The organism is Flavobacterium sp. WV_118_3 (assembly GCF_039778605.1).
In the GTDB taxonomy this organism is placed as follows: Bacteria; Bacteroidota; Bacteroidia; order Flavobacteriales; family Flavobacteriaceae; genus Flavobacterium.
The window spans coordinates 2,747,749-2,768,361 of the sequence record NZ_CP156060.1 but is presented as its reverse complement, the minus strand read 5'-3'; the positions used below and the strand labels follow the sequence as shown (position 1 = coordinate 2,768,361).

The following is a 20,613-nucleotide window of genomic DNA, read 5'->3' as shown; positions in this document are numbered from 1 at the left end:
TTACGTGATGTTTTGAGAAATAAGAGTGTTGATTTTAATCCAGTCGGAAGGAATTTTTAAGTCAATATTTTCCTGAAAATCATTATTATCGTTTTCCATGTCGAAATAGAAAATATCTGCCTTTAAATGGCTTAGATCTATTTCTATTGAGATTTCAATGGTGCCTTTTTTCCATTCAAGAACAATATTTCCATTTAATGTTGGGAAAATAGCAGGTAGTTGTAAGTCAGAATTAAAATAGGCATTAAAGTAATCTTTAAAAAGTAAGGTATTCTTTTGGTTTAACATCTTGCCATCTACACCGTCATACCATTTGTCTTTCAACTCTAAAAGATCGTTTAATCGAACACTTACGTCAAATGGATCCAATATGTCCATTGATTCAATTTTTTCGATGTGAATTAGTTTGTTCTGATTATTAAACAAACCTGTCGCTTTTACCGAAATTAATGTTTTGTTTTCATATTCTTGAAAAGCTGTGATAATGGTGTCGTGAAAATCAGTTACGATAGGACATTCGTAGGTAGCGTCTTTTAGTTCAATATAAAAGACTTGTTTTTTTTTATCTATAGCAGATATACGAACGTTTTCGTGGATCAATTCCGAATATTCAAGTTTTTCATTTCGAGAAAGCAGTATTTTTCTTCGCGTATTTTTGCTGAACGTTACATTTCTTGTAGAAGAATCGGAATTTAGAAAGTCGATCGTTTCGCCTTCTTTTAAGTTTTTTCCAATTCGGTTAAAATAGTTTAGAAACTTGCTCTCTGTTTCAACAGATTTATCAGAATTTGCATTTTCAATTAATTCAAATACTTTATCCCGGGCTTTTTCAAAATAGCTAAAATACTCGTCGTTAGGAACACTGATGTTAGGAGTAGCAAAAACACTAATAGTAGTAGCGATTACTATTTGTGGAATGGTACTACCTTCTTCTATAGTTGAAAGTTTCAGATAAATATTTTCTGTAAACCCTTTGGGGACTCTTTTTCGCTGCGGATTGAGATCAAGATATATTTTTTTTGCCAGTTCAAAAATTAACTCTTCAAAAGCGGAGAAGTCTTCTAAAATATTGACAGGAAGCGTGTGGTCATCAAAACGTTGTCCTTCTAATTTAGGTTTGATAAAAATCTTCTCTGTTGACATAAATATATAGTAACAATAATAAATCGAAATAATGTTATAAAGGAAAGAAATTCATGATATTGTTAGAGCTATTTATACAAATATAAGTTTTTTATTCTGCTAAAGAAAAAATGTATTTTGTTTATCAGTGAATTAGGAGTGTTTTTTTGAGTCATTTGATAAATTATCAGGAAAAAATGGTAACTTAATTCCTGTATTTAAAAATTCCTAAAAGAAAACAGATTTCGGGTTATTTAGTATTCATCGATTCTAAAATCATAACGATGGAAAACACAACTGTACTCAAAAAATACATTCCCCAAGTAGTATTGATCAGCGCGTTTGTTATAACGTCCTGTTCCGGATTTCAGCCCAATCGGATGAAATCACAATTGTATACGAGTAATTGCAATCAGCAGAATGTCTACAATTATACGGTAGCCGAAATGCCCCAACCCATGCACACCATTCCGGTCGACACGGCTCTGGCCTCGCGATTTAGTTTTAAAAGTCTGAATGCGGCCAATGCGATTGGTGTTTTGGATTTGGTAGGGGATTATGTGACGATACGCAAAAAATATAAACAGGATCCAACTATTGAAAACCGACTAACGCAATTGGAGTTGGTTCAAAAGTTAAACCAACGCATCAATATCGCGTCATTGGAAGTATCGGCGGTTTCCTCGGAAATGGATTGCGAAGAAGAACGAACCAGTCAGATCGCCGATTTTTTAAAAGGGAAAGAGGACGAAACGGAGAGTAAATTAACCGTTGGAGCGATCGTAATCGGCGCTGCGGGAGCGATTGCTTCCGGATTGTTAATCGACAAAGGAAATACCGGCGATTATATTGGACTGGGAACCGGGATTACTGAAGCCACCTTAGGGATGCTGATTCTTCGGAACAAACGCAGTATTGAGTTTTATCATAACCGGAATGCGTTGCGTGATATATGGGAAGGTCGGCCGACTTCTTCTATTTTTCCGCCAACGGTTTGGTATTATCTGAATTATAGCAATCCAAACGAACCGGGAAAAGTCTCTTTCCGTCGGGAGATTATTGAAAAATGGATGAATTTTGGTCAGATTGCGGATGAAAAATCCAAAAAGAAAACCCAATTACTGGAATTGTATTTTGGAAATGGCGGTAAATATTCGGCACAGGAATTGGATAACCGGGCCAATATGTACGACCAGTTGGAATCGCAGATCAACCTGATGAAACAGGATTTAAAAGCGCTGTCGATGGAACTGGAAAACCTGAAAATATAAGTAGAATATCTTCCGGGCAATGTTGTTTGTCCGGAAGATAAGTTGTATTACCAGCCTAAATAATACGCCGGATCCAGCCATTCCGGACGCTCTAGTCCAAAATGAGTTTCCAGCATTTTTTCGGCTTCACATAGTGCGCCTTCAACCCATCCTTGCTGATCGGAATAGGCTTCCCCGCAAATATGGATTTGTTCTGTTGGTTTTGGTTGTCGCATGTATGGCATGACATTTTTAACCTCATATCCGGCTTTCCAGGCGTGATATCCGGCACCAAACGGATCATCGGACCAGTCTCTGAAATAGGTCACATACGGATCCGGGATTTCCACATCCGGACCATGTAGTTCGCGTAACTGGTTCATCACTTCGTTTACCATCATTTGGGAAGCCTGAACGCTATCCAGTTCGTGTAGTTCTTTTAACGAAGCCGATTTGGACGCTTTTACTTTAAAAAGAATCTTATCGTCCGATAGTGCTTTCCAGAACGTTTCGGTTTCCATGTCTCCGTAACTACCCAATAACATTGAATTATCGGTATGCGTATCGGTGCCAAAATAATAGCACTGGCGCATTGGTAAATCGGTTATGGAATGCCCGGAATCGATGCCTAGTTTTTTCCACCACGGATGCGGGAATCCCATCAGGATTTTAAAAGCCGGTTCCATAATCACCGAACGGATATTATTGTTTAGCGTACTGTCTTCATTCACATTAAAAAAGAAGTTTTCCTGATCCAGTAATTCCAGCGATCTACGCGGCATCGCCAATACGATATTATTGGCATAAACATGCCATTCCTCATTGGTTTTAATATTTAGGAACGTCAGCTGGTATTTGTGCGAATGCGTAAAAGCGTGCTCTTTTGTAAAGGTAATTAATTTGTTTTCTGACCAGATACAGGCGCCCGGATTGTCCATATAGGTGTTGGCAATGGCGTAGGCAATACTGTCAAAACCTTCTTCAATGGTTTTATAAACGGTCCCTTCGGAAAAGTCGCCCACCATATATGGGAAGGCTTCAGCTGAATTCCAGTTGATTGTATTGGAATAATAACCGCCGGCATTGGCTAAAAAAGTATAACCTTCCTGTGATACCTGATCTTTGATCAAATTCCAAAAACCGATGTCGTTTACTTTTCGGCCTTCGTAAGGCGATCCTTTAAAATTATAGCGCAATTTCGGTTTGATATCGTCCCATTGGCGACTCGTTATTTCGAAAGTATAGTCGTATTCGGATGTTTTTTTGACGAAAGCCGAATAATGCTCCCGGAACCATGGATCGGCCATTAGCACGTCATAAATGATCTTATTGAACAACTGATCGGAACTAAAACCGATAGTGTCGTCATTCAGATAATAACGGGTGATGAACTTTTCACCGGCATCCTGAGCCACATTCCAGGCATCCTGTTTACAGCGCTCTTTTCGCAAATACATCAGTAATTTTGAAGTGTCGCCCATTGGAAACGGCACCGGGTTCATTTTGTCAACCAGTACCTGTTTGCGTTTGTTTAGATCGGGTTCGGTTAACGGATAACCTTCAATAAGTGTGGTTACGATTTCCTGAGATGTCAGGTAGCGCATTCCACCTAATTCGCCCCAGAAATCCATTCCGGGCATAATCACCGATTCCAGTCGGCCGCCTAAACGGTCATTCAGATCAAAAATCTGAACCTGATCGGCGGTGAATTTTTTATCGGCTACCAGTCGGTAAGCTGTATATAATCCGGAAGTACCGGCGCCAACAATGGCTACTTCAATTTTTAAACCGGGTTCCATCCCCGGATTTAAAGGTGTGTTTTTATTCATAATGGTAGGTTTTGGTTAATGGGTTGAAGCGCTCTAAAGAATTTATAACCCAATTGGAAATTGGAAATATCGTAATCGGATTTACCATCCAAAGCCATATCGGATAAGATCTTACCCAATAGCGGCGTAAATTTGGCCGCCCATCCGGTCGCATAGACCACGATATCCTCATGGTTGGGAACGTAGCTTGGTGCGAAATCGATGATCAATTCTTTATTCGGGATTTTACTCAGTGCGATCAGACAGGTCGACGTAAAGCAAGCCTCGGTATCCAACCCGGTCATATGATTTTTAACCCATTCGGAGGTGTAGTGCAATTCTTTTTCGTTCGGAATAAAGGAACGGTCGTACGGTTCGTCCAATGGTTCGATTACAAAATCGGGTGCGACACGGATATAGTCCGGATGATCCCAGTCGACTTCCGGGAAGCCATAAAACTGATTGCCATTGTCGCCTTCGGCATTCTGAAAGACAAACCAGGTTGGATATTGTACTTTTTCGTTGGTCTTTTTAAAATAGGCGGAAGCCATATTCCAATAGGTTGCTTCAATCGTAAAATCCAATAAGTTGATCACACTATTGATATACGGACCGGGAGTGATCACGATTTTTTTAGCGGCATAATAACCATTGGGAGTCGTAAGGTGAAACAAATCGTCTTTGCGTTCGATATCGGTTACCGGAGATTGTTCCATCAAAGTGATATTGGCGTCTTTCCGGCAAAGCTCCAGTAAGGTTTCGATAGTCGCTTTAAAGTTGATACTGGCACCGTCTGCCTGAAACAAACCGGTATAGTTATCCGGTAGGTTGCGGAAATTATATTGTTCTTCGACTTCCTTGGCGGTCAGTTTGGTATAGGGAACGTTGAGTTCTTTTAAGGCGATTTCAGCTTTTGCGATATTTCCTTCGGTAGAGTGCACCTCCGGATCGCCAAACCAAAGCGTGCCGACTTTGTCGAGTAGTTCGGTTTCGGTATGGCTTTGGAGTTCTTTCCAATACGGTAAGGAATCCAGTGCCATCTGAACCATATATTTTTCAGGATACGGAATACGGAATTGTCGGGAAACACCGGCAGAACTTCCCTGTTGGTTTACAAAAGTAAACTGTTCCAGCACGAGTGTTTTGGCCTTTCTTTTTCCCGAATAGTAGGCAGTGGACAGGCCCATAGCGCCGCCACCAATCACGATTACGTCATAAACGTCATTTGCAGTAGTCTCCATAATAAGATGTAGGTTGTCTTGGTTATGAAGTTAAAATTAGGCGCTATGAAGGTAGGATTTTACAGTAGAAACACCTGTTTTAGTTACTTTTTGCCGAAGCGGAAATAAAGGCGTTTTTTGCGATCCGGCAATGTGTTTTATAAAGTGTACAGGAGTTGTATCAAGAAATTATTTTCGGTAAACGCATTTTTAGTTTTAAAGAATTGATTTTTGTCGTCACGCTTACTAAAAAACAAATTGTTCGATTTTCCGGAGCTAAAATGTAGCGCCACCGAAATATGTTTTGATAGCGAATAATGCAGTTCGATAAGGTAACCGATTTGGAGTGCTTCGGCTTTAAAATCCTGTATTTCATCAAAGGTTAGCGGGAGGTTTCCGGACGAACCGATAAATTGCGATTTATAGTTCGAAGTACTGGCAAAAGCTCCTACGGAGGGTGTGAATTTGTTGATATTGTAGTACAATTGGATGGGTAGTTGTAATTTGAAATTTGTACAATCAATCGTTTTAAAAAGCTTTGGCTGCTTGTTGTTTGTAAAATAATAGCCATTAAGAACACTTTCATTTTGTGTGGCATCAAACGAAAACGAACCTATCCAGTAAAAGGCGTCAAATCCTATTCCGACAGAAAAATCGGAATTAAAAAGTGCTTTCCGGGTCCAGATTCCAAGCCCAAGGCCGACGGTGTTTGGCGCATTCATTTCTTTAAAAAGACTATTTCGGGCGATACCCAAATGTAGTTTTCCGCCAAAAAACCAACTTTGAGCTTGCTGTTTTTCGATCCTTTTTTTATCGGTCACCAGAACAAGTGTGTCAATTGCGACCTCGAATTTTTTTCCGTTTTGAATTAATTCCAGTTTATCTTTTTTATCGGTTTCGGAAGTAAAAACTGCCTTGTCAATTTTGGTAAAAGGTTTTTCGACAAAAACCGTGTCGTATACGATGACTTCTTCATACACAAAAACCGTGTCGGTCTTTTTTTCCTGGGAAAAAGCAAAACCGGTAAAAGCTAAAAAAAAGAATAGGAGTTTATCGCGTAACATAAATAGTGTCTTTTTTTACAATTTGCTTTTTAATGACAACTACTTTCTGAGGTTCTTCCTGTATTGAATCTTTTAGTGTGGTAACAATTGAATTTGCAGTTGTTTTTGAGGTATTGTTTTGTAAAACCGTTGCTTTTTCCGGTGTGGTAACTGTTGCTTTTTTATTCGGATTTGGACGAGTAATCGTTTTGGTTTTTACGGAATCGTTCGTGTTTATAAGCGGTTGACTGATAATTATATTTGTTATCGGTTTTGGATGCAATTCCGGTGTTTTTTGCTCCGGAATAACGTTATAATGAAATACGTAGGTATACATCAAAACGCTGAGTATGCTGATCAAAACTAAGCTTGCTGCGATCGTTTTTACGGCAAAAGTAGTTTGGGTTAAACCGATAAAATCCTTTGGAAATGGCAACTTCTCCGAATGTACTTCTAATTTTTTCTGTGGTTGTATTTCAAAATCCTGGAACGGTTTTCGATAATAGTTGGCAAACATTTGATTTCCGAACCCTAAGAAAAGTAAAAAAGCAATGCGGCGTTTTTTCTTTTGATCAACCGGTTTCTCCTGAATTTTTTCAAGTAAAAAGGCTTGAATGGCTTTCCGGGCCCGGAACAAATGCGATTTTGAAGTCCCGGTTGAGATGTTGAGTATTTTACTGATTTCAACATGCGAAAACTGGTCGATTACATAGAGGTTAAAAACCGATTTGTGGTGTTCCGGCAATTGGTCGATTGCTTCCAATATATCGTTCTTTTCCAAATCGGAACTCAGAAGTATGCTTTTTGAATCTATTTCTGCGGTGTTCATAAGAGTAGTGGTATCAGCAATTTCGCAGTTTTGGTCGGTTGAGAAGTTTATCTTTTTGGTTTCTTTTAAATGATGGATAGCCATGTTGATCACAATTCGGCTTAACCAGCCATTTATAGCGTTGGCGTCTTTTAGCGTGTTTTCCTTTTGGATCGCCACGATAAAAGAATCCTGAATAATATCTTCGGCCGTGGCCAGATCTTTGATGTACCTGCGACAAATCCCCAGTAATTTTGGGGATGTCTTGCTATAAATTTCGTTCCAGTTAAAGGTTGCCATCGTTTAATTCTGAACTACAAAAACCGACATAAAGGTACCATCGGAATCATTGATGTGCATGGCTTCAACACCATTAACAACCAAATGACTGGTATAACCATCTCCAACGGCTACCTGTGTTATTTTGTAGGCACCACTGTTTTGAATTTTAAAATCGATAATACCGCCCAATTCCGGCTGACTGTTATCGAATGAAACACCGTTTTTGTAAATCGTATTCGAACCATTGGTAAGATATAGGTCCGTGGTAAACTGCATTTTTGTAATTCCGTTGATCGGTGCCGGAAGTGATGTTTCCGCATTGGTGTTGGTATTTTTATAATAACCGGCATTATTCAAGGTTCCGTATACAAACATTTCGGAGCCATTCGAAGCCAAACCATTTAGAATCGAATTTGGAATTTCGTTAAAAATACTGTTGGCATAATAGCCGTTAAGTGTTTCGTTTCCATTCGCGGAAGCCGTGATATAAACCGTGTTGTTTTGTATTTTAATTTGTGGAAGATTCTGAACATAGTGACCATAGTTACGAACGGTAGTTTTAACACCGTTTTTCCAATAAGCAAGTGTATAATCATCGAAAGTAATAATCGGTTTTTTGGTATAACCCACCAAGTAAACATCGTTTCCAACGACTTCCATATCGGTAATGGTCATTACTTGTTCCTCATCGGTGCTTAAAGCAGCTTTTAGATTGGTAAGCACTCCGTTTTTCCAAAACATCGGAACGGTTTCCAATGCCGTTGTTGTCGCTCCGATTCCAATTCCTAAAACATAGACATCGTTATTGGATACGATTATTTTGCTTGCGGTTGGAGCGGTAAAACCATTGGAATCCAAAAAAACAGGTTGGTTGTTTTTCCAATAACACGCCTGATTATTCTTTTGACCGGCAACATAAACATCGGCCGAGTTTGTCGCGGTTGCATTGGAATTCGAAATCAGGTCTTCACTACAGGAAATTTGTAATAACGCGGTGGCCAGAGTTAGAACAAGTAGTATTTTTTTCATAATAAAAATAAATTAGGTTAATATAGTTTAATTTTATTATAAGAGTGAAAAAACGATAAGGGTTGCAGTAAAAAAGTAAAAATATTTTGAATTTATTTCAATCGATACGATTGACGCTTGATTTGTAGCTGTAGAAAAGTGATTTATGGAAAAAAGAATAGTTCCTATTAGGACTAAAAAAGGAAAACCCTTGAAATCGTAAGAGATCAAGGGTTTTTTGTGGTGCCTCCAGGAATCGAACCAGGGACACATGGATTTTCAGTCCATTGCTCTACCAACTGAGCTAAGGCACCGTCCTTATTGCGGTTGCAAATATAGAATCATTTTTCGGTTTTCCAACACTTTTTTATGGAAAAAAGAGGGTGTTTTTGTAACTGACTCAATGTTAAGGAATTATTTTCTTAAATGTTTTTTTGGATTACCGTTTTGGCTTGTTACTTAAATAAAAAGTTAACTCGGCATTGTCGTAAAGCTCGCCATGTAACAGATAATCGCGATCGATTTCTTTATTGTTTAAGGTGATTTTCTGTACATATACATTTTTTGGTCCTTGATTGACCGTTTTTATTTTTAGCGATTTGCCGTTTTCAAAATGCAAGGTAGCGGCTTTAAGCAGCGGACTTCCGATGGCATATTGATCCGATCCCGGAAGCACCGGATAAAAACCAAGCGCGCTAAAGACATACCAGGCACTCATCTGACCAGCGTCGTCGTTTCCGCACAAACCATCAATCGAATTGGAATACATCGTATCCATAATCATACGAACGCGCTCTTGTGTTTTCCAGGGCTTACCGGTCCAATTGTATAAATAGGGGATATGATGCCCCGGTTCGTTACCGTGTACATAGGCGCCGATGATACCGTCGCGGGTAATATCTTCGTTTTTCTCAATATATTTATCATCCAGTTTGATCGAAAATACCTGATCAAGCTGTGCGGCAAATTTGTTTTTACCACCCATCATTTCGATCATGTGATCAATATTATGCGGAACATAAAAACCGTAGTTTAACGCATTTCCTTCGATAAAACCTTGTCCGTGGGTGTCTAGTGGATCGAAAGGTTCTTTCCATTTTCCATTGTTTAACTTCGGACGTATATAACGGGTCGACGGATCGTACACATTTTGGTAATTTTCAGAACGCTTCAGATATTCCTGATAAACGGTCGTATTATTGGCTTTTTTGGCAATCTGTGCGATACACCAGTCATCGTAGGCAAATTCCAGAGTTTTCGAAACGGAATTACCACTTTTATCTTCCGGAACATAACCCAGGCGCATATAACTATCCAATCCGTCGAAATAGGGAACGGTCGACGTATTTTTTCCGGCGGTAAGTGCGCGGTTAAGGTCGACATCGGTGGTGTTTTTGGCAATGGCGTCGGCAATTACGGAGATCGAATGATACCCAATCATACACCAGTTTTCGTTGGCGTAATGACTCCAAACGGGTAGCATTTTATGAACGCTTTGATCGTGGTGTGCCAACATGGATTTGATCATGTCGTTATTCCGTTTGGGTTGGATCAGATTAAACAGCGGATGTAACGCGCGGTATGTATCCCAAAGCGAGAAAACGGTATAATTGGTGAATCCGTCTGATTCGTGTACGTTCTGATCCAGTCCTTTGTATTTTCCGTCGACATCTTCATACACAATTGGGCCAAGCATGGTGTGGTATAAGGCGGTATAGAAGGTTTCTTCGTCTTCCGGTTTTTGGGTTTCGATGGTGATTTTGGATAGTTCTTTATTCCATTTATCGCGTGTTTCGTGTCGGGTTCTCTGGAAATCCCAATGCGGAATTTCGGTTTTTAAATTTAACAGCGCGCCTTCGGTACTCACCGGTGATAAGGCGAATTTTACCTGAATCTTTTCGTTTTCCTCGGTTTTAAAGTTAAAATACGCACGGATGTTTTTACCGGCCATTTCCGGGAAGTTTTCTTCTTCATTAAAACGACGGTAAAAGCCATTGTATGGGCTGTTGTCGTATTTTTTATGACCGTAAGATAGGAACGGTTTCGAAAACTGCATGGCGAAGTATACCGTTCGGGTTCGTCCCCAACCATGGGTTTGGCGGTAGCCGGTTACGGTCGAATCGTTTTCCACGCGAATAAACGTCCAGACATTTTTGTCATCGTAATTGTAAATATTATAAACGAGGTCTAATATAATATGTGCGGATTCCGATTTCGGAAAGGTATATTGATGGAATCCGACGCGATCGCTGGCGGTTAATTCGGCTTTGATGTTATAACGATCAAGTTTGACCATATAGTAGCCGGGTTTGGCAAATTCGTTTTCATGGGAGAAATTCGAAAAATAACCGCTTCCGGGTTCGCTGGCTTTTCCGGGATTTAAATCGAGTTTTCCGGTGGTAGGCATAATCAGGAAATCGCCTAAATCGGCATGACCGGTTCCGCTAAAATGGGTGTGGCTAAATCCGAAAATCGTTTTATCGTCATATTGGTATCCGGCACAGTATTTATAAGCATCCGGATTGTATTTGCCGTCGACAAACATAGAGGTGTAATTGGTTTCGGGGCTTAATTGTACCATTCCGAACGGAGTAGTAGCGCCGGGAAAGGTATGCCCCATTTTATGAGTACCGATCATCGGGTTGACAATATCGGCTGGTCCGGCAACGCGTTTCTGACTAAAGCAAACGGCGGTAACCAGCAAAAAGAAAAGGGATAGTTTTGTAGACATGAGCGATCTAATAACAAAAATGATAGCTCAAAGATACTTTATTTTCGTTTTCAGAAAGTTGAAAATAAATAGCCGTAAAATAAAAAGAACACACTCGAATTGAGTGGTTTTAATTTGTTTTATGTTAGACGCCATTCGGCAAGCGTCTTGGTAAAATAGTTTTGGAACGTTCCGGTACTATTTTTTCCATTGCATATATAATAACCTATAAAATGCTCCGGGTAAAAATCATGTTTGCCAATAGTTATTTTGCAAAAATAATAGTTGTTTCCGATCCGACTTTTATGGCTGTAAAATACTCCGCTCCAAAAACCATTTAGGTTTTGACACATAGCCTCGCCGATATATGCGGTTAATTTTGCTTCAAGATCACATTTTGCGTCTTCGGAGTTGAGAGGGAAAGTTTCTAAAATACGATCGATTTCTGATTCTAAACTTTGAAGACTAAAATCAAGTTGATAACCAAATGCCTGCATTTCTTTTGAAAATAAACTAGCGGTCAACTTTGGATCGTCGGGTTGGTTGTTAGGAGTCATTGCAGTGTAAAGTGAATAACAAAACTAAACAAAAAACCCTTGAAATCATAAGATATCAAGGGTTTTGTAAGTGGTGCCTCCAGGAATCGAACCAGGGACACATGGATTTTCAGTCCATTGCTCTACCAACTGAGCTAAGGCACCGTCCTTATTGCGGCTGCAAATATAGGGGCATTTTTTATTTATCCAAAACAATTCGAAAAAAAAATCTATTTGTATCTTTGAATTTTAATCGGAAAAATAATGCTTTTAGCAATAGATATAGGGAATACCCGGATTAAAGTCGCTGTATTTGAAAAAGATAGCTTGCTTGATCAGGATGCTTTTGATAAAACGGAAGCTGTAAATCGGATCTCAAAAATCCTTGAAAAATATACACAAATAGAAAATGCGGTGCTTTCCAGAGTCGGATTTTTGGACGAAACGGTTCTGAAATGGCTGGAAAGTCAGCTAAAAGTGCATGTTATTACTTCGGATAGTCCAATGCCGTTTCAAAATCGGTACGAAACGCCAAAAACATTGGGTATCGACCGAATGGTACTGGCTTCGGGCGCAGTATTTCAGTTTCCCAAACAAAACCGACTGATCATCGACTCCGGAACCTGTATCACGTACGATTTTATTGATGCCGACGACAATTATCTCGGTGGTGCCATTTCGCCGGGACTTCGGTTGCGGTATGAATCCTTACATAATTATACGGCAAAATTACCGTTATTAACCCTTGAAAACCCGTCGGGCTTGATCGGAGGATCTACAAAACAGTCGATTCATTCCGGTGTAGTAAACGGTTTTTTGTGCGAAGTTGACGGGCTCATCGAACGCTATCGTCAACAATATCAAGTTTTAACAGTAATTTTAACAGGAGGTGATACGGATTTTTTGGCTAAAAGCGTAAAAAACACCATATTTGCCAATCCAAATTTTCTATTGGAAAGTTTGAACCACTTATATCAATATACAATCAACAAATGATTAAAAAGATAATTCTAGGCACTAGTTTGCTTTTTTCTTCCGTAATTTTTGCGCAGGAAGGTACTGCTTCGCCGTATTCATTTTATGGAATCGGAGATGTAAAGTACCGCGGAACCCATGAAAATAAAGCCATGGGAGGGTTGGGGATCATTCCGGACAGTATTCACCTGAATCTTCAAAATCCGGCATCGCTAGCGGCCTTACGCCTAACGACATTTTCGGTGGGAGCGACAAACCGTAGTACGACTTTTAAAACGGATTCGCAAAAAGAAACAGCAAGCAGAACGACATTCGATTATCTGGCACTGGGATTTCCGATTACTAAAAAAGCGGGTGTTTCGTTTGGAATCATGCCATATTCCTCTGTTGGATATAAGGTGGATCAAACAACAACTACGCAATTGTCAACCGGAGATATTGTAAATACGAACAAACGTTTTACTGGTGAAGGTGGTGTAAATAATGTATTCTTAGGATTGGGATATAAAATCACGTCGAAATTAAGTATCGGAGCTGATTTTCAATATAATTTTGGACGTGTGGAAACCAAATCCGTTGTTTTTCTGGACGATGTATATCTTGGAAAAAGAGAAATCAATACGGCTCGTTATAGTGGAGTCGCCTTTAATACCGGTTTGATGTATCAGTCTAAAATTAACAAAAAATACGATTGGTATAGTAGTTTTACCTATTCCCCGCAAAGCAATTTAAAAGCCGATAATAGCGGTTCGGTAGCAGCAATAACCTATTCCGGTACCGGAGCAGAGTTGGAATCGGATGTGGTAAACTATGAAGCCACGCAATCTACGTTTAAATTACCGGCTAAATATGCATTAGGAACTGGTTTTGGAATTGCAAAACAATGGTTTGTTGGTGCTGAAGTAACCTTTCAGGATAAAAGCGAATTTGTAAATCGTTTTGATCAGATTACAAATGTTGGTTTCGAGAAATCCCAACGTTATGTAATTGGAGGATATATTACACCAAAGTTTAATTCGTTTACAAGCTATTTGGAGCGTGTAACGTATAGAGCTGGTTTCCGATATGAAAACACCGGGCTTGTGATCAACAATCAATCCGTTAAAGATTATAGTATAAATGCCGGTTTTGGACTGCCAATCGGTCGAAGCCTTTCGAATCTGAACGTCGGATTTGAATACGGTACAAAAGGAACAACAGGTAGTAACCTGGTTCAGGAAAACTACTTTGGAATTTATATCGGACTGTCGGTAAATGACCTGTGGTTTAAGCGAACTAAATACGAATAGTATTCTGATGAAGGTACACTTTGGAAAATATTTTCTAACATTAGTCACAGTTCTCGCTGTGACTGTGTTTTTTTCATGCGAAAGCAATTTTAAAGACGTACAGCGTATCAATGCGGTACCGTTTTCTCCCATTGGTGAAGCCGAAAATGTGAACTTAAAATACACCGATTCGGGTAAGATCAAAGCGATATTAGTGAGCCCGTTATTGTTGGATTTTTCCAATTTAAAATATCCGTATACTGAATTTCCGAAAGGCGTATTTGTGACCCTTTTTGACGAACGTGGTAATAAAAGCTACGTGGAATCCGACTATGCGATTACCTACGCTAAAACCGATATTATCGATTTACAGGGTAATGTAAAGATAACCTCGAGCGATGGTAAGGTCTTGCAAACGGAACAATTGTACTACGATCAGAAAAATGAATGGTTTTTTACCGAGAAATATTTTAAATTTACAGATGCGAACAGTTACCTGGAAGGAAAAGGTATCGATTTTAGCAAAGATTTTTCAGTTATGAATGCCCAGCAAAACAGGGGCGAGATTTCAAAGATAGAGTAATTATGGGATTATTAAAGTACGTCCACTATTTGTATTTGGTTTTAGCAGTATTGTTTATTTATGAAGGCGTACGGCGACAACAGGCCGGAGAAAGCTACCTGATTAATTTTCTTTTTGCGGCTGTAGCCATTTTTATGTTTTTCTTCAGAAGGCATTTTTCAAACAAGATGAAACGATAGGATAAGCAATATATGGAAATAGCGATAATCATAACGTGTCTGATTTTGTCCGCGTTCTTTTCCGGGATGGAAATAGCCTATATCGCTTCCAATAAAGTTTACCTGAGTATCGAAAAAAAACAAAACACTTTTTTTTCAAAAATACTAACCCGACTCACCGAAAAACCGGCTCATTTTATAGCGTCTATGCTATTGGGAAAAAGTATCGTTTTTACGATTTACGGTTATTTTTCCAGTGCATTGGTGGTGCAATTGCTTCGGGAACACAGTGTTTTATTAAGTCCGTTTCAGATGATTGTGATGCAGGTGGTTATGGCAACCGCATTGTTATTACTTACATCCAGTTTTCTTCCGAAAGTTATTTTTCAGATTTATCCGAATACGCTGATTAAAGTACTGGCCTTGCCGGCCTATTGCTTTTACCTGCTATTTTCCGGGATTTCCAAGATTGTCGTAGCGATTGCTGATAAAGTCCTGGTTCATGTTTTTAAACTCGAACGAAATAAAGAGGTACTGTATTTTAATAGGGGCGAGTTGGGAACCTATATTACCGAACAGGTCAATGCGGCCGAAAACCAGCAGGAAATAGATACCGAGATACAGATTTTTCAGAATGCATTGGAATTTTCCGATGTAAAAGTGCGCGATATTATGACGCCGCGAACGGAAATTGCTGCGGTGGAATTGTGTGATAATGTTACAGAACTGCGGGAATTATTTGTAGAAACCGGTTATTCCAAAATAGTGATATACGAAGGGACGCTTGATAATAGCATCGGATATGTGCATTCGTTCGAACTGTTTAAAAAACCAACCGATATTCAGTCGGTAATGATACCGGTGGAATATGTACCGGAAACCGTGCTGATTAAAGAGGTGTTGGATTTGCTTACAAAAAAGCGGAAAAGTATGGCGGTAGTTATCGACGAATATGGAGGAACTGCCGGTATTGTTACGGTAGAAGATATTATCGAAGAATTATTCGGAGAAATTGAAGATGAACACGATTTGGAAGAACTGATTGAGGAAAAGCGAAATGATCATTCATTTTTGTTTTCGGCTCGTTTAAATGTGGAATATGTTAACCAGAAATATAATCTTAAAATTCCGGTAAGTGATTCCTATGTTACATTAGGAGGCTTCATTGTACATGCGACCAAGGAAATCCCGCAACAGGGACAGCAATTGGAGTTGTCCGGTTACCGGATTATAATACGCGAGGCTTCCGGTAAACGAATTGAATTAATCGAAGTTCGTATCAAAGAATAAAGAAATATCCAAATAAAAAAGTAAAAATATTTGAAAATATAGTGGGACATCTTTTATTATTAAATAGATAATTGTATTTTCGCCCACTGAATAAAAAAAATAATATCATAAAAGATGGCAGTTTTATCAAAAATTAGACAGCGTTCGATCCTTTTAATTGGAGTTATCGGATTTTGTTTGCTAGCATTCGTAATTGGGGATGTTATCCAAAGCGGAGGATTTAGACAAAGTACACGTAACGTAGGTAGTGTAAATGGAGTAGATATCTCAGCTCAGGACTTTTTGCAAAAAGTATCTATGGCAGAAAAAAACAGCCAGGGTATGAGTAATACACAAGCTTCAAACGGAGTTTGGGAGCAGGAAGTAAAACAAATCCTATTAGACGCTGAATTTGAAAAAATCGGTTTAAAAATCGGAAAAGAGCAAATGATTAATGTGATCAAACAGAATCCTAACTTTGCTCAGGATCCAAGATTTTTAAATGCTGCCGGTCAGTTTGACGTAAATAAATTCAACGAATTTGTAGCCAGTATCAAATCATCGCAGCCGGATCAGTGGAATAACTGGTTGGCGTATGAAAAACAATTGCAGCAAATGGCTACCGAGCAAATGTATTATACCATGATCAAAGCAGGTCTTGTAACGACTAAAAGTGATGGTAAATTTGCTTACGAAAGAGAAAATGACAAAGTTAATTTCGACTATGTAGCGGTTCCATATACTACAATCAACGATGATGAAGTAAAAGTTTCCGATAGCGAAATTTTGGATTACGTTAAGAAAAATCCTAAAAAATACAAATCTGAAAACTCACGTGAAGTAGAATACGTATTCTTCGAAAACAAACCGTCTAAAGAAGACGAGGATGAAATGAAGAAAACAATCACAGGATTGTTATCCGGACGTGTGGTTTACAACGAAAAAACAAGTACTAACGATACCTTACCAGGTTTCAAAGGTGCTAAAAACGTAGAAGAGTTCGTAAACGCGAATTCCGATATCAAATACGATTCATCGTATGTAGCGAAAAAAGACCTGCCATTGGAAAACCAGGAGCAGTTGTTTAACCTTGCTACAGGAGAAGTATTTGGTCCTTATATCCACAACGGTTACTATTGTTTGTCTAAAATGATGGGTAGAAAAGGTGGAGCGACTGCAAAAGCAAGTCACATTCTATTGAGCTATGCCGGGAAAATGCCAGGTATTACCAGAACAAAAGAAGAAGCAAAAGCGAAAGCAGAAGAATTGTTAAAACAAGCACAGGCAAATCCATCAAGTTTTGCCATGTTGGCGATGACCAATACAGACGATCCGGGATCAAAACAAACCGGAGGTATGTACGATAACATCCAACCTGGTCAAATGGTGAAAACCTTCAACGATTTCGTATTTAACAACCCGGTAGGTAAAATCGGAATGGTAGAAACAGAATATGGTTTCCACGTAATTAAGGTAGACGATAAATACGACGCTGTTCGTTTGGCTACTATTGCACAAAAAATTGAGCCATCTGAGGCAACTGCTGATGCGATTTATGTAAAAGCTACAAAATTAGAAGCGGAAGCTGCAGATAAAGATTTTGACAAAGTAGCAAAAGAAATGGGATTAACGGTAGTTCCGGCTATGAACGTTAAAGCGACAGACGAAAGTCTTCCAGGACTTCAAAACCAGAGACAAATTGTACTTTGGGCATTTGGAAAAGATACAAAAGAAGGAGCTGTTAAGAAATTTGATAACCTTGAAGGACATATCATCGCAAAATTAAAAGGGAAAAACGAAACCGGATTGATTTCTTTGGAAGAGGCTAAACAAACGGTATTGCCAATCCTGAGAAACCAGAAAAAAGCGGAGAAAATCAAAGCTAAAATGCAAGGTGCTACTTTGGAAGCGGTTTCACAAAAATCAGGTGCTGCTGTTAACGTAGCTTCAAATGTGACAATCGATAACCCAAGTATCCCGAACATCGGGCAAGAGCCTAAAGTTGTAGGAACGGCTTTCGGATTAGGAAACGGAAAAACTTCAAAATTAATTGAAGGTCAAATGGCTGTTTTCATGATCAGAACGAAAGACGTAGTAAAAGCTCCGGCTTTACCCAACTATGCGACTTACACTGCAAAAATCAAAACACAATCACAAGGCGCTTCTTCATACCGCGTAATCGCTGCCCTGAAAGCAGCTGCTAAGATTGAAGATAACAGAGCTGCGTTACAATAGTATACCGACTGTAGTCCATAAAAAAAGGCATCCGATGAAAATCGGATGCCTTTTTTTATGATGCTTTTTTTATAAAATCATTTCAGAATAGGGAATAACAACCGGAAAGCCTTTTTCTTTAAAATAAGCCGTAGGATCACCTGGCGCTATGGCAAGTATAAAATCGCCGCCCCAGGCACCAAGACTCTTTAAGACGCCTTTAAAATCGTTGAAAAAGCGTTCCTTAACGGTTTCCATTTCCAATATATCACTTAGCATACTTTCGTGTTGATTGATCAACGAACCGAATTGATACAAATCATTGGCAACAAGAATCGCTTCCGTTAGCGCATCGATTTTAGGAATCATTTTGTCAATACGTTGCTGTTTGTCGTAATAACTCATAATCGCCGATTTGCTGCTTTGCTTCTGATTCAGATAGACAAAGTACAGATTTTGCTGAAAGGATAAATCCAACTGCAAAGGGGTTACCGTAGGTCGTTTAAAACGCGTCAGCTGGTAAATGATGGGGGTATTGTTTTGCGCACAGGCAATGTCATAACCGCTACCGCCAAAACTGGTTTCCAGCAAACGATAGGCGTCGATCTGAAGCCATTGTGCGATATTATTAATCAAAGTCGAAGACGTACCAAGTCCCCATAAACGCGGAAACGTTAAACGCGTCGTTACACTATATCCGGTATCGGAACCAAGAAAATCAGGATTAAGCTGTGCGGCTTCATACAAAATTTCGATTAAGGTGTTTTTGATTTCGGCTTGCGATCCGAAATTTTCCTTATTACGAATACTGTCAAACGAAATAGTGTCTTCAAACCAGATGCTCGAATCGGCATCATAACTTTGCCAACGTATCATTTGTTCCGGGCCTTTTTCGATATCGAGAAACTGACCGTATTTTGTGGGAAGTGCAATCGCTTTCGCACCGTCCAGAACGACATATTCGCCGGTAAGCAGGAGTTTTCCGTTGCTGTAAAAAGTCTTTTTCAAAATGAATTATTTACGTAAAGATGCCAAATAGTCAACTACAGCCGAATGACTCACCGTGTGATGCTCGAAATGAGCGGTTACCTGTAGACGTTCGGTTTCGGTAGCCTGAAACTGATTCAGGATATTCATCAAATGCATTTTCATATGCCCCTGTTGAATTCCGGTCGTCGTTAAGGAACGTAAAGCGGCAAAATTTTGCGCCAGTCCGGCAACAGCTACGATTTGCATTAACTCTTCGGCAGATGGATGTTCCAACATTTCAAGTGCTATTTTTACTAAAGGATGTAAGCCGGTTAAACCACCTACTGTTCCCAATGCCAGAGGGATTTCCATCCAAAACGTAAAAATACCGTTTTCGACTTTGGCATGCGAAAGGCTCGAATATTTTCCGTTTCGGGAAGCAAAAGCATGCACTCCGGCTTCTACCGCTCGGAAATCATTTCCGGTTGCGATCACCACGGCATCGATACCGTTCATGATTCCTTTATTGTGTGTTACGGCGCGATACGGTTCGATTTCGGCTATCTGAACAGCACGAACAAACTTTTCGGCGAACTCTTCCTGCGAAATATGTTTGTCTTCTTTTAAATCGGCTACCGGACAGGAAACTTCCGCTCTAACAAGACAATTCGGAACATAATTAGACAAAATACTCATCACCACCTGGATTTGTTTTTCCATTTCCGAAAAAGCATCGTACTGAAGCGCTTGTTCTTTTAAGGTCTTGGCAAATTGCTCCAGACAGGAATTGATAAAATTGGCCCCCATACTGTCTTTGGTATTAAAAGTAGCATGAAGCTGGTAGTAATGCTCCAGTTCGCCGGTTTTATCGCGCAGGTTGATATCGATAATTCCGCCACCTCTTTTTTGCATGTTTTTCGTAATGCTTTCGGTCTCGGAAAAGAATTTCGGTTTAATGGTGTGGAAAAAGGTTTCCAGTTTATCGGTAGCACCTTTGTAAATAAAGTGTACCTGACCGATTTTTTCGGTACTGATCACCGTGGTTTTAAAGCCACCACGATTGGACCAGAATTTGGCTGCTTTTGACGCTGCTGCTACTACAGAACTTTCCTCGATAGCCATTGGAATGGTCACATTTTTTCCGTTGATCAAAAAATTGGGTGCCACACCCAAAGGCATGTAGAAATTGGAAATTGTATTTTCAATAAACTCATCGTGAAGCTTTTGAAGGGCTTCGTCGGAATTCCAATATTGGGTGATAACTTGTTTGGCAGTTTCCGGATTGTTAAAATGGGTGTTCACAATCCAGTTGATTTTTTCTTCTTTCGACAACTTCGAAAATCCAGCAATAGCTTTCGTCATTTTTTGGCATCTTGAATTCTACTGCAAA

The 20,613-nt window shown here is 39.4% G+C and carries 16 protein-coding genes and 2 tRNA genes; 6 read left to right on the top strand and 12 right to left on the bottom strand.

Annotation, left to right across the window (positions count from 1 at the left end; all coding sequences use genetic code 11):
• Entirely contained in the window at positions 1-1,143 is a 1,143-nt protein-coding gene (locus ABFU83_RS12930; RefSeq protein WP_347066490.1) for a hypothetical protein, read from the bottom strand.
• 263 nt (positions 1,144-1,406) lie between these two features.
• On the opposite strand from ABFU83_RS12930, the gene ABFU83_RS12925 reads away from it, so the two are divergent.
• Entirely contained in the window at positions 1,407-2,393 is a 987-nt protein-coding gene (locus ABFU83_RS12925) for a hypothetical protein (protein ID WP_347066488.1), read from the top strand.
• A gap of 47 nt (positions 2,394-2,440) precedes the next feature.
• Here ABFU83_RS12925 and ABFU83_RS12920 read toward each other — a convergent pair whose 3' ends face one another.
• The 9 genes from ABFU83_RS12920 to ABFU83_RS12880 form a co-directional block, all read right to left on the bottom strand.
• A complete protein-coding gene (locus ABFU83_RS12920) occupies positions 2,441-4,201 on the bottom strand; it encodes an FAD-dependent oxidoreductase (RefSeq protein ID WP_347066486.1) in 1,761 nt (586 codons plus the stop codon).
• Entirely contained in the window at positions 4,198-5,421 is a 1,224-nt protein-coding gene (locus tag ABFU83_RS12915; RefSeq protein ID WP_347066485.1) for an FAD-dependent oxidoreductase, read from the bottom strand. The genes ABFU83_RS12920 and ABFU83_RS12915 overlap by 4 nt, the downstream gene beginning before the upstream one ends.
• Positions 5,422-5,558: 137 nt before the next feature.
• Positions 5,559-6,464 (bottom strand): hypothetical protein, encoded by a 906-nt coding sequence (locus tag ABFU83_RS12910; RefSeq protein ID WP_347066484.1) that lies wholly within the window; start codon positions 6,462-6,464, stop codon positions 5,559-5,561.
• Positions 6,451-7,551 (bottom strand): RNA polymerase sigma factor, encoded by a 1,101-nt coding sequence (locus tag ABFU83_RS12905; protein ID WP_347066483.1) that lies wholly within the window; start codon positions 7,549-7,551, stop codon positions 6,451-6,453. Before ABFU83_RS12905 ends, ABFU83_RS12910 begins: the two co-directional genes overlap by 14 nt.
• Before the next feature lie 3 nt (positions 7,552-7,554).
• Positions 7,555-8,562, bottom strand: coding sequence for a hypothetical protein (locus ABFU83_RS12900; RefSeq protein ID WP_347066481.1), 1,008 nt, complete (start codon positions 8,560-8,562; stop codon positions 7,555-7,557).
• 220 nt (positions 8,563-8,782) lie between these two features.
• A tRNA-Phe gene (locus ABFU83_RS12895) sits at positions 8,783-8,855 on the bottom strand.
• 125 nt (positions 8,856-8,980) lie between these two features.
• Positions 8,981-11,272: a GH92 family glycosyl hydrolase gene (locus ABFU83_RS12890; protein ID WP_347066479.1), complete on the bottom strand. Its 2,292-nt coding sequence runs from the start codon at positions 11,270-11,272 to the stop codon at positions 8,981-8,983.
• Positions 11,273-11,391: 119 nt separating this feature from the next.
• Positions 11,392-11,808, bottom strand: a complete 417-nt coding sequence (locus ABFU83_RS12885; protein WP_347066477.1) for a hypothetical protein — start codon at positions 11,806-11,808, stop codon at positions 11,392-11,394.
• A 71-nt stretch (positions 11,809-11,879) separates the two neighbouring features.
• Positions 11,880-11,952, bottom strand: a tRNA-Phe gene (locus tag ABFU83_RS12880).
• A gap of 99 nt (positions 11,953-12,051) precedes the next feature.
• Between ABFU83_RS12880 and ABFU83_RS12875 the strand changes: the two genes are divergently transcribed.
• The 5 genes from ABFU83_RS12875 to ABFU83_RS12855 all read left to right on the top strand — a co-directional run bounded on the left by ABFU83_RS12875 (position 12,052) and on the right by ABFU83_RS12855 (position 18,275).
• The gene (locus ABFU83_RS12875) at positions 12,052-12,783 is read left to right on the top strand and encodes a type III pantothenate kinase (RefSeq protein ID WP_347066475.1); all 732 of its coding nucleotides are present in this window, start codon (positions 12,052-12,054) and stop codon (positions 12,781-12,783) included.
• The gene (locus ABFU83_RS12870) at positions 12,780-14,051 is read left to right on the top strand and encodes a hypothetical protein (protein ID WP_347066473.1); all 1,272 of its coding nucleotides are present in this window, start codon (positions 12,780-12,782) and stop codon (positions 14,049-14,051) included. Before ABFU83_RS12875 ends, ABFU83_RS12870 begins: the two co-directional genes overlap by 4 nt.
• A 7-nt stretch (positions 14,052-14,058) precedes the next feature.
• Positions 14,059-14,613 (top strand): LPS export ABC transporter periplasmic protein LptC, encoded by a 555-nt coding sequence (gene lptC, locus ABFU83_RS12865; RefSeq protein ID WP_347066471.1) that lies wholly within the window; start codon positions 14,059-14,061, stop codon positions 14,611-14,613.
• A gap of 191 nt (positions 14,614-14,804) precedes the next feature.
• Positions 14,805-16,061, top strand: coding sequence for a hemolysin family protein (locus ABFU83_RS12860; RefSeq protein WP_347066469.1), 1,257 nt, complete (start codon positions 14,805-14,807; stop codon positions 16,059-16,061).
• Between the two features lie 114 nt (positions 16,062-16,175).
• Positions 16,176-18,275 carry a peptidylprolyl isomerase gene (locus tag ABFU83_RS12855; RefSeq protein WP_347066467.1) on the top strand — a complete coding sequence of 700 codons (2,100 nt, stop codon included), beginning with the start codon at positions 16,176-16,178 and terminating at the stop codon, positions 18,273-18,275.
• A 69-nt stretch (positions 18,276-18,344) separates the two neighbouring features.
• On the opposite strand, the gene ABFU83_RS12850 is transcribed toward ABFU83_RS12855, so the two are convergent.
• Positions 18,345-19,262 (bottom strand): GYDIA family GHMP kinase, encoded by a 918-nt coding sequence (locus ABFU83_RS12850; RefSeq protein WP_347066465.1) that lies wholly within the window; start codon positions 19,260-19,262, stop codon positions 18,345-18,347.
• Positions 19,263-19,268: 6 nt separating this feature from the next.
• Positions 19,269-20,585, bottom strand: coding sequence for a hydroxymethylglutaryl-CoA reductase, degradative (locus ABFU83_RS12845; protein WP_347066464.1), 1,317 nt, complete (start codon positions 20,583-20,585; stop codon positions 19,269-19,271).
• Between the last annotated feature and the right edge of the window lie 28 nt (positions 20,586-20,613).

Excerpts from the sequence above, each read along its gene's own strand:
- ABFU83_RS12930 (WP_347066490.1), bottom strand. The coding sequence starts at position 1,143 with ATGTCAACAGAGAAGATTTTTATCAAACCTAAATTAGAAGGACAACGT.
- ABFU83_RS12925 (WP_347066488.1), top strand. The coding sequence starts at position 1,407 with ATGGAAAACACAACTGTACTCAAAAAATACATTCCCCAAGTAGTATTG.
- ABFU83_RS12920 (WP_347066486.1), bottom strand. The coding sequence starts at position 4,201 with ATGAATAAAAACACACCTTTAAATCCGGGGATGGAACCCGGTTTAAAA.
- ABFU83_RS12915 (WP_347066485.1), bottom strand. The coding sequence starts at position 5,421 with ATGGAGACTACTGCAAATGACGTTTATGACGTAATCGTGATTGGTGGC.
- ABFU83_RS12910 (WP_347066484.1), bottom strand. The coding sequence starts at position 6,464 with ATGTTACGCGATAAACTCCTATTCTTTTTTTTAGCTTTTACCGGTTTT.
- ABFU83_RS12905 (WP_347066483.1), bottom strand. The coding sequence starts at position 7,551 with ATGGCAACCTTTAACTGGAACGAAATTTATAGCAAGACATCCCCAAAA.
- ABFU83_RS12900 (WP_347066481.1), bottom strand. The coding sequence starts at position 8,562 with ATGAAAAAAATACTACTTGTTCTAACTCTGGCCACCGCGTTATTACAA.
- ABFU83_RS12890 (WP_347066479.1), bottom strand. The coding sequence starts at position 11,272 with ATGTCTACAAAACTATCCCTTTTCTTTTTGCTGGTTACCGCCGTTTGC.
- ABFU83_RS12885 (WP_347066477.1), bottom strand. The coding sequence starts at position 11,808 with ATGACTCCTAACAACCAACCCGACGATCCAAAGTTGACCGCTAGTTTA.
- ABFU83_RS12875 (WP_347066475.1), top strand. The coding sequence starts at position 12,052 with ATGCTTTTAGCAATAGATATAGGGAATACCCGGATTAAAGTCGCTGTA.
- ABFU83_RS12870 (WP_347066473.1), top strand. The coding sequence starts at position 12,780 with ATGATTAAAAAGATAATTCTAGGCACTAGTTTGCTTTTTTCTTCCGTA.
- lptC (WP_347066471.1), top strand. The coding sequence starts at position 14,059 with ATGAAGGTACACTTTGGAAAATATTTTCTAACATTAGTCACAGTTCTC.
- ABFU83_RS12860 (WP_347066469.1), top strand. The coding sequence starts at position 14,805 with ATGGAAATAGCGATAATCATAACGTGTCTGATTTTGTCCGCGTTCTTT.
- ABFU83_RS12855 (WP_347066467.1), top strand. The coding sequence starts at position 16,176 with ATGGCAGTTTTATCAAAAATTAGACAGCGTTCGATCCTTTTAATTGGA.
- ABFU83_RS12845 (WP_347066464.1), bottom strand. The coding sequence starts at position 20,585 with ATGACGAAAGCTATTGCTGGATTTTCGAAGTTGTCGAAAGAAGAAAAA.